Annotated in this window: 14 protein-coding genes and 1 pseudogene; 11 read left to right on the top strand and 4 right to left on the bottom strand. The window is 61.1% G+C overall.

Annotation, left to right across the window (positions count from 1 at the left end):
• Positions 1 to 301: 301 nt before the first annotated feature.
• The 7 genes and pseudogenes from MKS85_RS15310 (at position 302) to MKS85_RS15280 (ending at position 6725) form a co-directional block, all read left to right on the top strand.
• Positions 302 to 1048, top strand: a complete 747-nt coding sequence (locus MKS85_RS15310; RefSeq protein ID WP_047226123.1) for a LytTR family DNA-binding domain-containing protein — start codon at positions 302 to 304, stop codon at positions 1046 to 1048.
• A 147-nt stretch (positions 1049 to 1195) separates the two neighbouring features.
• Positions 1196 to 2137, top strand: coding sequence for a hydroxymethylbilane synthase (gene hemC / locus MKS85_RS15305; protein WP_047226122.1), 942 nt, complete (start codon positions 1196 to 1198; stop codon positions 2135 to 2137).
• Positions 2134 to 2880, top strand: a pseudogene (locus tag MKS85_RS15300) (uroporphyrinogen-III synthase); the annotation flags it as partial. The gene hemC and the pseudogene MKS85_RS15300, both read left to right, overlap by 4 nt.
• 36 nt (positions 2881 to 2916) lie before the next feature.
• Positions 2917 to 4047, top strand: a complete 1131-nt coding sequence (locus MKS85_RS15295) for a uroporphyrinogen-III C-methyltransferase (protein ID WP_310663014.1) — start codon at positions 2917 to 2919, stop codon at positions 4045 to 4047.
• Positions 4044 to 5291 (top strand): heme biosynthesis protein HemY, encoded by a 1248-nt coding sequence (locus MKS85_RS15290; protein ID WP_188251437.1) that lies wholly within the window; start codon positions 4044 to 4046, stop codon positions 5289 to 5291. Before MKS85_RS15295 ends, MKS85_RS15290 begins: the two co-directional genes overlap by 4 nt.
• Positions 5292 to 5546: 255 nt before the next feature.
• A complete protein-coding gene (locus MKS85_RS15285) occupies positions 5547 to 6089 on the top strand; it encodes a disulfide bond formation protein B (protein ID WP_188251436.1) in 543 nt (180 codons plus the stop codon).
• Positions 6090 to 6266: 177 nt separating this feature from the next.
• Positions 6267 to 6725 (top strand): Rsd/AlgQ family anti-sigma factor, encoded by a 459-nt coding sequence (locus MKS85_RS15280; protein WP_047226119.1) that lies wholly within the window; start codon positions 6267 to 6269, stop codon positions 6723 to 6725.
• A gap of 61 nt (positions 6726 to 6786) precedes the next feature.
• Here the strand turns inward: MKS85_RS15280 and MKS85_RS15275 are convergent, their stop codons facing one another.
• Positions 6787 to 7452 carry an FKBP-type peptidyl-prolyl cis-trans isomerase gene (locus MKS85_RS15275; protein WP_139048899.1) on the bottom strand — a complete coding sequence of 222 codons (666 nt, stop codon included), beginning with the start codon at positions 7450 to 7452 and terminating at the stop codon, positions 6787 to 6789.
• 193 nt (positions 7453 to 7645) lie between these two features.
• Between MKS85_RS15275 and MKS85_RS15270 the strand changes: the two genes are divergently transcribed.
• Positions 7646 to 8839 (top strand): AlgP family protein, encoded by a 1194-nt coding sequence (locus MKS85_RS15270; RefSeq protein ID WP_310663012.1) that lies wholly within the window; start codon positions 7646 to 7648, stop codon positions 8837 to 8839.
• Here the strand turns inward: MKS85_RS15270 and MKS85_RS15265 are convergent.
• A complete protein-coding gene (locus MKS85_RS15265; protein ID WP_107321372.1) occupies positions 8836 to 9300 on the bottom strand; it encodes a TIGR02444 family protein in 465 nt (154 codons plus the stop codon). The genes MKS85_RS15270 and MKS85_RS15265 overlap by 4 nt on opposite strands.
• 50 nt (positions 9301 to 9350) lie before the next feature.
• On the opposite strand from MKS85_RS15265, the gene MKS85_RS15260 reads away from it, so the two are divergent.
• The 3 genes from MKS85_RS15260 to rhtB all read left to right on the top strand — a co-directional run bounded on the left by MKS85_RS15260 (position 9351) and on the right by rhtB (position 12562).
• Positions 9351 to 11261 (top strand): ATP-binding cassette domain-containing protein, encoded by a 1911-nt coding sequence (locus MKS85_RS15260; RefSeq protein ID WP_188251434.1) that lies wholly within the window; start codon positions 9351 to 9353, stop codon positions 11259 to 11261.
• Positions 11261 to 11842, top strand: coding sequence for a mechanosensitive ion channel family protein (locus tag MKS85_RS15255; RefSeq protein ID WP_047226114.1), 582 nt, complete (start codon positions 11261 to 11263; stop codon positions 11840 to 11842). Before MKS85_RS15260 ends, MKS85_RS15255 begins: the two co-directional genes overlap by 1 nt.
• An 87-nt stretch (positions 11843 to 11929) precedes the next feature.
• Complete coding sequence (gene rhtB / locus MKS85_RS15250; protein WP_047226113.1) at positions 11930 to 12562, top strand: homoserine/homoserine lactone efflux protein; 633 nt, start codon at positions 11930 to 11932, stop codon at positions 12560 to 12562.
• Positions 12563 to 12622: 60 nt separating this feature from the next.
• On the opposite strand, the gene MKS85_RS15245 is transcribed toward rhtB, so the two are convergent.
• Complete coding sequence (locus MKS85_RS15245; RefSeq protein ID WP_188251433.1) at positions 12623 to 13366, bottom strand: penicillin-binding protein activator LpoB; 744 nt, start codon at positions 13364 to 13366, stop codon at positions 12623 to 12625.
• A 3-nt stretch (positions 13367 to 13369) separates the two neighbouring features.
• Entirely contained in the window at positions 13370 to 13957 is a 588-nt protein-coding gene (gene lpoB / locus MKS85_RS15240) for a penicillin-binding protein activator LpoB (protein WP_047226111.1), read from the bottom strand.
• Positions 13958 to 14086 lie beyond the last annotated feature (129 nt).

Here is a 14086-nt window from a genome sequence, read left to right as displayed (position 1 = left end):
CAATATCGGCGCGGCAACCGTCTACAGTGGACTGTAGGACTTTTACTTTTTCATCCACGGAGCATTGGACGAATAGAAGAGGGGGGCTCGTATTGGTCAGATGGAGTGTTAACAATTCCTACGACGGCGCCGTGCGACAACAGGCCTCAAGCATCGATTGGCAGGCGCGGGTAAAGATAGGTAACCGCCTCGCGGCACTTTTTGGCCCTCGAACGAGTCTTAGCGTGGATCGCGGTGACGGATGTCACTTCCCCTGTCTACGCTATCCTTGTGCGAGACTCACGCAGGAATCCAGCGCAATATGAATGTCCTGATCGTTGATGACGAACCACTGGCCCGTGAGCGCCTGAGCCGAATGGTTGGCGAACTCGAGGGTTACAGTGTCCTGGAGCCGAGCGCCACCAATGGCGAAGAGGCGTTGGCCCTTATTGACAGCCACAAGCCGGATATCGTGCTGCTCGACATTCGCATGCCTGGCCTGGACGGTTTGCAGGTCGCGGCGAAGTTGTGCGAGCGTGAGTCACCGCCCGCGGTGGTGTTCTGCACCACTCGGGACGACTTCCCGCCGGAGGTGCTGCAGGCCGGCGCCGTGGGCTATCTGATCAAGCCGGTCACTGCCGAGGCGCTGGTCGAGGCCTTGCGCAAGGCCGAGCGGCCCAACCGCGTGCAACTGGCGGCGTTGACCCGTCCGGCCGCCGAAAGCGGCAGCGGCCCGCGCAGCCACATCAGTGCGCGCACTCGCAAAGGCATTGAACTGATCCCATTGAATCAGGTGGTCTACTTTATCGCCGACCATAAATACGTGACCTTGCGTCACGAGAGCGGCGAGGTGCTGCTGGACGAACCACTCAAGGCCCTTGAAGACGAGTTCGGTGAACGCTTCGTGCGCATCCACCGCAACGCCTTGGTGGCTCGCGAGCGTATTGAGCGTTTGCAGCGCACACCCCTTGGGCATTTCCAGCTGTTTCTCAAAGGCCTCAATGGCGACGCGCTGATTGTCAGCCGGCGGCACGTGGCCGGCGTGCGGAAGATGATGCAACAGCTTTAGCTTGAGGTTCCAAGGCGTCCAAGCCGTTTAGCGCGTTCCATTTCCAGGACATTGACGGCCAGGGAGGCCTTGGGGTCGTGATTCAAGTCAAAGCGAATTTGACTGAGCTGTTATTATCCGCCGTATCTTTTAAGTACGGATTGATCCATGTCCCCTCGCGAGATCCGCATCGCCACCCGTAAAAGTGCCTTGGCCCTCTGGCAGGCCGAATACGTCAAAGCCCGTTTGGAAGAGGCCCATCCCGGCCTGATCGTGACGCTGGTGCCCATGGTCAGTCGCGGCGACAAGCTGCTGGACTCGCCGCTGTCGAAAATCGGCGGCAAGGGCCTGTTCGTCAAGGAGCTGGAAACCGCGCTGCTGGACAACGAAGCCGATATCGCCGTGCACTCGATGAAAGATGTGCCCATGGACTTTCCGGAAGGCCTGGGCCTGTTTTGCATCTGCGAGCGAGAAGATCCACGCGATGCGTTCGTTTCCAACACGTTTGCAAGCCTCGACGCCCTGCCCGCCGGGAGTGTGGTCGGCACCTCCAGCCTGCGTCGCCAGGCGCAGTTGCTGACCCGCCGCCCAGACCTGCAAATCCGCTTTCTGCGGGGCAACGTCAATACCCGCCTGGCCAAACTCGATGCCGGTGAGTACGACGCAATTATCCTTGCCGCCGCCGGCCTGATCCGCCTCGGTTTTGAAGATCGCATCACGTCGGCCATCAGCGTCGATGACAGCCTGCCGGCCGGTGGGCAGGGGGCGGTGGGTATCGAATGTCGCAGCGCCGACAGCGAGATCCATGCCCTGTTGGCACCGCTGCATCACGACGACACCGCCACCCGGGTCTTCGCCGAGCGCGCCCTCAACAAACACCTCAATGGCGGTTGCCAGGTGCCGATCGCCTGTTACGCCGTACTCGAAGGCGAGCAGGTCTGGTTGCGCGGTCTGGTGGGTGATCCGAACGGTGGCCGACTGCTCAGTGCCGAGGCCCGTGCGCCGCGCCGCGATGCCGAAGCGCTGGGTGTCCGGGTAGCCGAAGACCTGCTCAGCCAGGGTGCCGACGACATTCTCAAGAAGGTCTACGGCGAGGCGGGCCACGCGTGACGGGCTGGCGGCTGCTGCTGACCCGGCCGGTCGACGAGTCGTCGGCCCTGGCGGCTGTCCTGGCCGAGGCCGGGATCTACAGCAGCAGCCTGCCGTTGCTGGATATCGAGCCGGTCCCCATGTCCGACGCCATGGGGGAGACTTTTCAACGGCTGGACCAGTACTGTGCCGTGATTGTGGTGAGCAAGCCCGCCGCACGTTTGTGTGTGGAGCTGCTGCGCCAATATTGGCCCCAGCCGCCAGACCAGCCATGGTTCAGCGTGGGGGCGGCGACCGGGCAGATCCTTATCGATGCCGGCCTCACTGTGTTTTATCCCGACCACGGCGATGACAGCGAAGCCTTGCTGGAGCATCTGGTGTTACGCCAGGCTATCACCCGACCCAATCCCAAGGTTTTGATTGTGCGTGGCGAGGGCGGGCGCGGCTTGCTGGCGGAGCGCTTGCGCGAGCAAGGTGCTAGTGTCGATTATCTGGAACTGTACCGGCGCAGCCTGCCGCATTACCGAGAAGGTGAGTTGGCGGCAAGGGTCAAAGCGGAACGCTTGAACGCGCTGGTGGTCAGCAGTGGGCAGAGCTTCGAGCATCTGCAGCGGTTGGCTGGCGATGAGTGGCCCGCGCTGGCGCGGTTACCGTTGTTCGTTCCAAGCCCAAGGGTTGCCGAGATGGCCCGTGCCGCCGGGGCCCTGACAGTTGTGGATTGCCGTGGCGCCAGTGCTGCGGCTTTGCTGGCGGCGTTACGGGATCAGTCCGTGCCGTTTTCTAATGCAAAGGATGGATACGTGAGCGAAACAGCCTTGCCAAAAGATCAAGACCAACCCGCGGTCGATACGCCGGTTGAAACCCCTGCTCCGAAGGCGCCGCGTCGCGGCAACGGGCTGGCCATTGTCGCGTTGTTGTTGGGAGCCGCCGGCGTGGCCGTTGGTGGTTGGGGCGTGTGGCAGGTGCGTCATCTGCAAGCCAATAACCAGCAGCAGGTCACTCAGGTTCAGGCGCTCAATGATCAGGCCCAGACCCTCAAGCTCAATGAGCAACGCCTGAGTGAGCGTCTGGCTCAATTGCCTGCGGCGCAAGAGCTGGAAGAGCGTCGGCGTCAGGTCGCCCAGTTGCAGGGTGATCAACAACGACTGAACCAGCGCCTGGAAACCGTGCTCGGTGCCAGCCGCAAGGACTGGCGCCTGGCCGAAGCCGAACATCTGCTGCGCCTGGCCAGTCTGCGTCTTTCCGCCCTGCAGGACATCAGCAGTGCCCAGGCGCTGGTCCAGGGTGCTGACGAAATTCTGCGCGAGCAAAATGACCCCGGCTCATTCGCCGCTCGCGAGCAACTGGCCAAGACCCTTGCTGCGTTGCGCAGTACCGAGCAGCCAGATCGTACCGGGCTGTTCTTGCAGTTGGGGGCCTTGCGTGACCAGGTCCTGCAACTCACGGAACTGGCCCCCGAATACAAGGATCGTGGTGAGTCGTTGCTGGGCTTGACCGCCGATGGCGATGGCGCCAGCCGCTGGGCGCAGTGGTGGGACCAGATATCGCGCTATATCCGTATCGATTTCAACGCGGATGAGAATGTCCGTCCGCTCTTGGCCGGGCAGAGTCTGGTGCAGGTGCGCCTGGCCTTGAGCCTGGCCCTGGAGCAGGCGCAATGGGCCGCTCTCAACGGCCAGGCCCCGGTGTACACCCAAGCGCTGGCTCAAGCGCGTGACGTGCTCAAGAACAACTTCAACCAGGACAACCCGCAAAGCAAAATCATGCTCGAGCGCGTGGTCGAGCTGGCCAGGCAGCCGGTGACGGTTGCGACCCCGGATCTGACAGGAACCCTGAGCAGCGTTCAGGCCTATCTGGAGCGCCGCAACCTGAACGCCGAAGAGTCGGTCAAGCCGCTGGCCAAACCTGATGAGCAGGAGGCCACGCCATGAAACGCCTCTACGTGATTATGTTCGTGGTCATCGCTGTCGCTGCCTTGCTGGGCGTGGCGATCGCCGAACATTCGGGTTACGTGCTGGTGGCATACAAGAACTTCCGATACGAGGCCGGCCTTTGGGTCACCCTGGCGCTGGTGGCGGTGCTCTGGCTGGTGTGGCGGGGCGCGAGCGCCTTGATCGGGCTGGTGACCACTTCCACTGGCGTGGTCAATCCATGGTCGCGACGTAACCGCAGCCGACGGGTGCAGGTGGCCATCGAGCACGGACAATTGGACCTGGCCGAAGGTCGCTGGGCCAGTGCCCAGCGCCACCTGCATCGCGCCGCTGAAGCCGAGCGCCAACCGTTGCTGTATTACCTTGGCGCCGCCCGTGCGGCCAATGAGCAAGGTCTTTACGAGCAGTGCGACAGCCTGTTGGAACGTGCCCTTGAACGTCAGCCCCAGGCTGAGCTGGCGATTGCCCTGACGCACGCACAATTGCAGATGGACCGCGGCGACACCGACGGTGCATTGAACACGCTGCAAGCCATGCACGATCGCCACCCACATAACGCCCAGACCTTGCGTCAGTTGCAACGTCTGCATCAGCAGCGCGGGGATTGGTCTGCGGTGGTCCGGTTGTTGCCGGAGCTGCGCAAGGACAAAGTCCTGCCGCCGGCTGAGCTGGCTGAACTGGAGCGTCGGGCCTGGGGCGAAAACCTCACCCTGGCGGCCCACCGTGACGAAGACGGCAGTGTCGGGTTGCAATCGCTTAACCGTGCCTGGCAACAACTGTCGTCCGCACAACGCCAGGAATCGGCGCTGGTGCTGGCCTATGCCGAGCAACTGCGGCAACTCGGGGCGCAGGCCGAGGCCGAAGAGGTGCTGCGGGCGGCACTCAAGCGTCACTATGACAGTCACCTGGCGCGCCTGTACGGGTTGGTCCGCGGCAATGATCCGGGCCGCCAACTGCAAGCGGCAGAAGGCTGGCTCAAGGACCACCCGAGCGACCCTGGCCTGCTGCTGACACTGGGCCGCCTGTGCCTGCAAAACAGTTTGTGGGGCAAGGCACGGGATTATCTGGAAAGCAGTTTGCGCCTGCAGCGCAATCCCGAGGCCTGCGCCGAACTGGCGCGACTGCTGGCGCAACTGGGGGATGCCGAGCGCAGCAACCAGCTCTTCCAGGAAGGCTTGGGGTTACTGGATGAGCGCTTGCTGGCCGCGCCACTGCCGGTCCCGGCTCAGGTTTTGGCCACTTGAGAGAGAGTGAGTCGTTCTTGAGGGTTGTATGAATCATTGTGGCGAGGGAGCAAGCTCCCTCGCCACGTGTTTATTGACGCCCCTAAAGGCGTTAGCAATGCCTTCGGTAAAGTCCTACAGCAAGCTGCGCTTAATCTTCTCTTGCTTGTCGGGAATTCCCTACACCCCTGGTGAAGTGTCTGCACGGCCCCGCCTTGAAAGGCCGGCGGCCTTTCCTCTACCGTAACAGCCTGTCTCTTCTGTTACGGAACTGCCATGTCTTTGGCTTGCTCACGCTTCTTGTTTTTCATGGCTTTCATCGCCGCCGCTCTGGTTTTTGGTATCGCCAGTTACCTTGAATATGCGGTAGGTCTGACGCCTTGCAGCCTGTGTGTTTTGCAACGGTTGTGCCTGATGCTGTTTTTGATGAACTGTCTCGCCGCATGCCTGCATGGTCCCGCTCAGAAGGGCAGTATCTTCTACGGGGCGATGGGACTGGTTTTCGCGTCGAGCGGGTTGACGCTGGCATGGCGTCAGGTTCTGGTGCAAGGCGACTCGCTGGAGCAGTTGCCCGATTGTATCGATCACCTCAAGGCAGTGAGTTCGTGGTGGGGCGCTGTACATCGTGTACTCGAGGGTGCGATCGACTGCGCGAGCATCACCTGGACCCTGTTCGATCTGAGTCTTCCCGAATGGAGCCTGTTGTTTTTTCTCGCCGTGTCTTTTGTGATGTCCTATCTGCTGCTGCGCCTTGTCTGGAACGCTCTGGTACGACCGCTCAGCGGCACAACGTCGCAACTGGTCCGGGTCATGGATTAAACACTTGTATGAACTTTATCTCCTGCGTACCTTGAAGCGGTTGTCGTGCGGGCATAATCTGGCCCGCACGTGTTATCGGATTTATGCCGCTCGATCATGTTGTGTCTGGCTTGTCCCTGATCATTTCAGGCGGTGCGCAGGCTGCGAGTGGCATGACTCACAAGGGAAGAAATCACCATGCTCGAAAGTTGTCAGAATGCTCAGGAACGCTGGGGTGGGGTGCATCTGCTGATCGACCGCTGGTTGCAGGAGCGTCACGAACTGGTTCGGGCCTATGATGCTCTCGGCGACAGGCCTGAAGCGCTGAGTGAAAGCCGCAAGCCGTTGCAGGAGTTCTGCGGTGTGCTGGTCGACTACGTGTCTGCCGGTCATTTCGAGATATACGAGCAACTGACGAGCGAGGCCAAGGCCTTCAACGACAAACGTGGCCTGGAGCTCGCCGAGCAAATCTACCCGCGTATCGACGTCATCACCGAGAAACTGCTGGCCTTCAATGACCTGTGTGATGAAGGCAAATGCGTAGCGGAAAAATTCAAGGAACTGGGTGGCTTGCTGCACGAGCGTTTCGAACTGGAAGACTGCCTGATCGAAGTGCTGCACAACTCCCACAAGGAAGAAGCGCCGGCCCAGGCTTGAGGATTTTTGCAGAGTCAAAAGAACGGTGCGCATTGCGCACCGTTTTTTTTTGGAGTCAGCTTCAGGTCGTCGCGCCCAGCAACTCGATTTCAAACACCAGCGGCGTGAACGGGGGGATGACATCCCCGGCTCCTTCGGCGCCGTAGGCCAGGGTGGAAGGAATTACCAGTCGCCATTTTGCGCCTACCGGCATTTGCGGCAATGCACTGCGCCAACCGTCAATCACGCTGTCGAGACTGAACCACTGCGCTTGTCCGTTGGAATCAAACACGGTGCCGTCTGGCAATCGACCGACATACAACACCTGGACCTTGCCGTGAGGGCCGGCCTTGGCGCCATTGCCGGGCTTGAGTTCGGTCAGCAGAATGCCATCTGCCAGTTGCTGAGCACCGGGCCGGGCTTTTTCCTCATCAAGAAATTTCTGCTCGGTTTTCAGTGCCGCTTCGATCTGCGGTGTCGCCGGTGACGACGTCAGCCGTGCCTGATGGTCGGCCAGTATCTGTTCGATGCGCTCATCCTTGAGGGCCAATGGTTTGCCCAGATAAGCCTGTTGCAGAGCCTCGACCAACGCCTGGATCTGCAGGTCGGGTACATCCTGGCGCAGACGTTCACCCAGGCTTGCCCCCAGGCTGTACGCCAGGTCATGAGCGTCGTTTGCGCTGGTTTTTTCTGCGGCCTGAGCCATGGAGCAAACCATGCAAAGGAATAAAAACAAGTGACGCGACATGTAGTGTTCTCCGGCCTCGAATGGAGGGGATTATGCCAGTGCCGATATCCGCAAAGGTGGTTTGCCCCGGCAGTGGGGTAGAAGATTTTTCGTCCCTTGCAACGCAACGTCTTGTGTACTGTCAACATGCCCTAGCGGCGGTTGCAGCAGAGGTCTAGTATGAGCCGCACTCACGTCAGTCAGGAGGTAAACCATGTCGGCCACCAAGAAGCCAGTAAACACTCCGTTGCACTTGCTCCAACAACTTTCGGGCAGTCTGCTCGAGCATCTGGAAAACGCCTGCTCCCAAGCCCTGGCTGATGCTGAAAAACTGCTCGCCAAACTGGAAAAACAACGCGGCAAAGCGCAGGAAAAACTGCACAAGTCGCGCACCAAACTGCAAGACGCGGCCACCGCCGGCAAGGCCAAGGCACAAGCCAAGGCCAAAGACGCTGTGAAAGAACTCGAAGATCTGCTCGATGCCTTGAAGGATCGTCAGTCCGAAACCCGCGCCTATATTCTGCAACTCAAGCGTGATGCCCAGGAAAGCCTGAAACTGGCCCAAGGCGTCGGTCGTGTGCAAGAAGCCGTGGGCAAGGCGCTGAGCCTTCGTGCTGCCAAGCCTGCCGCTGCCGCTGTATCGGCCAGAAAACCGGCCGCTAAACCTGTCGCGACAAAAACACCGACCAAGGTAGCTGCCAAACCGGCCGCAAAAGCGCCGGCCAAAGCAGCGAGCAAACCAGCCGCCAAACCGGCTGCGAAAAAACCGGTTGCTGCCAGCGCTGCAAAACCGGCTGCGAAAAAAACTGCAGTCAAAGCTGTAGCCAAGCCGGCGGCCAAAGTGGCTGCCAAGCCAGCCGCTAAACCGACCGCTAAAACAGCCGCCGCCAAACCCGCAGCGACAAAAACCGCCGCGGCTAAACCGGCTGCCAAGCCAGCTGCTACAAAAACGGCTGCTGCCAAGCCCGCCGCCAAACCTGCTGCCAAGCCAGCCGCTGCCAAAGCTCCCACCAAAGTTGCAGCTAAACCTGCTGCCAAGCCAGCCGCTGCCAAAGCTCCCGCCAAAGTTGCAGCTAAACCTGCTGCCAAGCCAGCCGCTGTCAAAGCGCCTGCCAAAGCTGCGGCTAAACCGGTTGCCAAACCGGCTGCTGCCAAACCTGCCGCCAAGCCTGCCGCCGCCAAACCTGTGGCCAAGCCCGCTGCGAAACCCGCCGTGAAAAAGCCTGCTGCCGCAAAACCTTCGACTGCTCCGGCGGCCAAGCCTGCGACATCGACATCGACATCGACATCGACATCGACTCCGGCGCCTGCAGCGACCCCTGCGCCAACCGCCAGCACTGCGACCCCGGCGCTGAACCCGAGCGCCGCCCCGGCGCCGAGCAGCAACACCCCAACCCGCGCTTCCTAAGTGCCGGACGCCGCGACGCGCAGCTGATGCAGCGCGTCGCGGTTCCCTTGGTCGGCGCCCGCCACGAGTCCTTGCAGCCATTGCGCTGAATCTTTGGGTTGTTCCCCAGGCCATTCCTTGGTCGCAGTCTCCAGTCGCTCCAGCAATCGTCGCTCGGCTTCCAGTTCCAGTCGCTTGACCTGCTCGCGCAGGCTATCGAGTGCCGTGTCTTGAAGGGCGCGGGCTTTCCATTGGCTACGGAGCGTGCGCAAGGGCTGAACGACGTCCGTGTCCCAAGGGCCGACCCATTGCTGAAGCTGTTGCAGTCTTTGTTCAGTGCAGGCTACCCCGCGCTGTTCCAGCCACAGCCCGCAAAGCAGCAGGCAGACATTGGCGCCGGCGCCCTGCAGCGCCAGGCAGGTTTGTTCCACACCAGGCTTGGCGTAGAGGTCGAGGGAAAAGCTCCATAGATCAGAGGACATCGTGCTACTCGCGCCAGTTGCGAGCGAAGCTGGTAGACTCCGCCGCCATTATGATTCGACTTCAGAACCTGACTTTACAGCGTGGCCCGCAACGTCTGCTAGAAGACGCCGAGCTGACCCTGCACGCCGGCCACAAAGCTGGCCTCATCGGTGCCAACGGCGCCGGCAAATCGAGCCTGTTCGCCTTGCTTCGAGGTGAACTGCACCCGGACTCGGGCGATTGCCTGCTGCCCGCCGATTGGCGTATCGCCCACATGCGCCAAGAGGTCGACACCCTTGAGCGCCTGGCGGTGGACTACGTGCTTGACGGCGACCTGCGCCTTCGTCAGGTCCAGCGCGACCTGGCGGCGGCCGAGGCGGCACACGATGGCGCCGCACAGGCCCGTCTGCACGCGGAGCTCGACAGCGCCGACGGCTACACCGCCGATGCCCGCGCACGCAAGCTGCTGGCAGGCCTTGGGTTTACCAATGAGCAGATGGACCGTCAGGTTGGGGATTTCTCCGGTGGCTGGCGGATGCGCTTGAACCTGGCCCAGGCCCTGATGTGCCCTTCGGACCTGCTGCTGCTCGATGAGCCCACCAACCACTTGGACCTCGACGCCATCATCTGGCTCGAAGACTGGCTCAAGAGCTATCCCGGCACATTGCTGCTGATTTCCCATGACCGCGATTTCCTCGACGCGGTGGTGGATCATGTCGCCCATGTCGACCAGCGCAAGCTCACCTTGTACCGTGGCGGCTACAGCGCATTCGAGCGGGCCCGTGCCGAACGCCTGGCCCAGCAACAGCAGGCCTACGAGAAGCAGCAGGCGCAGCGTGCGCACATGGAAAGCTACATCGCCCGGTTCAAGGCCCAGGCCACCAAGGCCCGTCAGGCCCAGAGCCGGATCAAGGCACTGGAGCGGATGGAAGAACTGTCCGCGGCCCACGTCGATTCACCGTTTGATTTTGTTTTCCGCGAATCGACCAAGATTTCCAGCCCGCTGATCGACCTGTCGGATGCGCGTCTGGGTTATGGCGACAAGACCGTGCTGGAGAAGGTCAAGCTGCAGCTGACCCCTGGTGCGCGGATCGGCCTGCTGGGCCCGAACGGTGCTGGTAAGTCGACCCTGATCAAGAATCTCTCCGGCGAGCTCGAGCCCCTGGCCGGGCGTCTGACCCGGGGCGAGAACACCGTGGTCGGTTACTTCGCCCAACATCAGCTCGATTCTCTCGACGCCAAGGCCAGCCCGCTGCTGCATTTGCAGCGTCTGGCACCGAACGAACGCGAGCAGACCCTGCGTGATTTCCTCGGTGGTTTCGACTTTCGTGGTGCGCGCATCGATGAGCCGGTACTGAATTTTTCCGGTGGTGAAAAGGCTCGCCTGGCGCTGGCATTGATCGCCTGGGGCCGGCCGAACCTGTTGCTGCTCGACGAACCGACCAACCACCTCGATCTGGAAATGCGCCTGGCCCTCACCATGGCCTTGCAGGAATTCAGCGGCGCGGTGCTGGTGGTGTCTCACGACCGGCATTTGCTCAAGAGCACCACGGATAATTTTTTCCTGGTGGCCGACGGCAAGGTCGAAGAGTTCGACGGTGATCTGGAAGACTATGCCCGTTGGCTGGTGGATTACCGTCAGCGCAACGCACCGGTCAGTACCACGCCGGTTAACCCGGACAAGACCGACAAGAAAGCCCAGCGCCAGGCCGCCGCCGCATTGCGTCAGCAGTTGGCGCCTCACAAGCGTGAGGCCGACAAGCTCGAAGTCGAACTGGGCAAGCTGCATGAAAAACTGCAAAAGATCGAAACCAGCCTCGGCGACAGCGGTCTCTACGAAGCGGCGCGCAAGGATGAGTTGCGCGATCTGCTGGCCGAACAGGCCAGTCTGAAGGTTCGGGAAGCGGAGCTTGAGGAGGCGTGGATGCAAGCCCTGGAACTGCTGGAAAACCTGCAAGCGGAGCTGGAGGCACTGTCCTGATGGAAGCCTTGGCTTTGCCGATACCCGTCATGTGGGTCGAGCCGATCTGGCTCGGTGTGCAAATACTGCTGATCCTGCTGGCCGGCTACATCGCACAGCGTTGCGTGGCGCGGGCCCTCACGGGCCTTGCCGAGCGCTACCCGTTACCGTCCCAGTTGGTGATCATCCTGCGGGGTGTGCTGCGCTGGCTGATCATGGGCAGCGCGGTGCTGGTGGTGCTTGAACGCCTGGGCGTCTCGGCCACGGTGCTGTGGACCGCGCTGTCGGGGTTCGTCGCGGTGGCGGCGGTGGCGTTCTTCGCCATCTGGAGCGTACTGTCCAATCTGTTGTGCGCCATTTTGATCTACACCGTCGGGCCGTTTCGTCTGGGCGATGTAGTTGAGCTGGTGGAGTCCACCGACAAGCCCGGCATCAAGGGGCGGGTGGTGGCCATCAACCTGCTTTACACCACCTTGATCGAACCCGAGGAACTCGGTACGGGCAGTTCCATGGTGCAAGTGCCCAACAGCCTGTTCTTCCAACGTTCAGTTCGACGCTGGCGCGGCAACGAGGCGTTTCCGGTCGGCGGGTTCGTCGAGTAAGCGGGTCTCGATTGTTAAATATCTGTGGTCAACCGTCCGGCGGCGCATTAGCTTAGTGGTTTCAACGAATCTGAGCCGAGGTGTGCAATGGTGCTGGAAACATGGCTGGCGTTTTTCGCCGCTTGCTGGGTGATCAGTCTTTCGCCGGGCGCCGGTGCCATCGCATCGATGTCCAGCGGTCTGCAATACGGTTTCTGGCGCGGCTACTGGAATGCCCTGGGCCTGCAATTGGGGCTGGCGTTGCAAATCGTGATTGTCGCCGCCGGTGTCGGCGCGGTCCTCACCGCATCGGCGACCGCGTTTTATGCGATCAAGTGGTTTGGTGTGGCCTATCTGGTTTATCTGGGCGTCAAGCAGTGGCGAGCCATCCCGGGCGATCTCAGTGATGACGCGGCCGTGCGGCCTATCGGCAAGCCTTTGGCGCTGGTGTTTCGCGGTTTTCTGGTCAACATCAGCAACCCCAAGGCATTGGTGTTCATGCTTGCGGTGTTGCCTCAATTCATCGACCCGCATGCCCCGCTGATCAAGCAATACCTGATCCTGGGTGTGACGATGGTTTGCGTCGACCTCATCGTCATGGCCGGGTACACCGGGCTGGCATCCAAAGTCCTGCGCCTGCTGCGCACTCCGAAACAGCAGCGTCGAATGAACCGCACCTTTGCCGGGCTGTTCATTGGTGCGGCGGGGTTGCTGGCGACAATTCGCAAAGCCTCGGTCTAACCCGCCGGTTGCAATGTGGCGGGGATAAATCTCCTCGCCACAAAATAATCGCTGAACCGCTTAGCGCAAAATGACCGGCGCAGTATCCCGTGGCAGGTTGTTGCGCGGCACAGGCTCGCCGGTCTGTTCGTAGTCAGGCCCACCAAGTTGTTCGCTCAGTTGCCGCGCTACGTCCTCACCCAGGGCCTTGGACACTTCGCGCACGACCCGCGGGCGGTTGAGGTTGATGCGTACGTCCCGGTGGTTCAGCAGCTTGGTGTCCTGGCCTTCACCCATGGCGGTGAAGGCCGAGGTGATTTCGTAGGTCTTGGTGTTGATCAGGCTGAAATCCGCCACCAGGGTCAAGGCGAGCACGGCCGAGTAGCTGTTGGTATTGGCCAGTTCATTGATGTCGCGGGTGAAGTCGATGTCCGATACGGTGCCGAACAGCACGTAATCGGCGCCCTTGAAGTGCCCAGCCTTGATTCGCTTGATCACGTCATAGACGTCGCCCGTGGACGAAGCGGTGTGGGGCGTGCCTTGCACGAGCTGGAACATCCCGCTGCGCAGGATTTCGCCCTTGATGTCGCCGGTGAACTTGCGCAGTTCGCCCTGCTCGATATAGCTGGTGGTGGCTTCCATCTCGTCGTAGCTCGACGAAGCGCTGGCGCTGTAAGGGTTCGCCTGGAAGTTGCTCTGGGCCGAAACGGTGTGGATGTATTCCTCCACCCGTTGCTGGTACGCCAGGTCCGTGACCGCGACTTTCGGGGCCGCCTGGGCGCCGAACGCGCAGGCCAGGGCCATGATGCCGATCCATGTGCGCATGGCTTAGCGCTCCGTGGTCTTGCGGATTTCTTTCTCGTCCATCCACTCGGCCAGACCGCTTTCGACGTCGATCAATTGCAGGCTGAATTTGTAGAAGACGTCCTTGTAGTCGCTGCTGCGCTTGACGATCGAGCTGATGGAGCCTTCGAGGCGGTATTTGGCCGCGATCATGTTGCCGGTCTTGGCCACGGTGCTTTTCTTGTACAGGCCGCTCTGGTTTTGCAGCTTGAGCTGGTCAACCTGGCTGTCCATGGCGTTGTTGTCGCTGGCGAAACGTGCCGCACCGGTCTTCATCAATTGGGTCTTGATGCTGGTGGTGATCTCGCGGGTGTCGATGTACTCGCTGGTCTTGTTCTTCACGTCATAGACCTGAACCACCGGGCGGCCCTGCAGAATGCCGGACTGGGCCAGGGAGCGGGTCATGGACTCGGCGATCATTTGCAGATCGGTGGAACCGAATTCGTTGGTCACGGTTTCCACGGCCTTGGTGTCGCCGTAGCTGATGTTCTTGCTGCCCAGGACCGGAGAGTTGTTGGCGCAGCCGCTGACCAGCAAGGCGGCCAGGGCGAGGGATGAAATGCGTACAAACATGGGAGTGCTCTCGAAAGCTGAAAAATGAGGGTTAACGCGTGGTGCCAGTCAGTAGAGCCTTTTGTGGGAGCGAGCCTGCTCGCGATAGCGGTCTGTCAGCCAAGCGCATTGCTGGTTGATGCATTGCTA

It is taken from the genome of Pseudomonas sp. JL2, from assembly GCF_031570495.1.
Lineage (GTDB): Bacteria > Pseudomonadota > Gammaproteobacteria > Pseudomonadales > Pseudomonadaceae > Aquipseudomonas > Aquipseudomonas rhizophila.
Note: the sequence above shows the minus strand (reverse complement) of the source record. Positions and strands in the feature narration are given on the sequence as shown.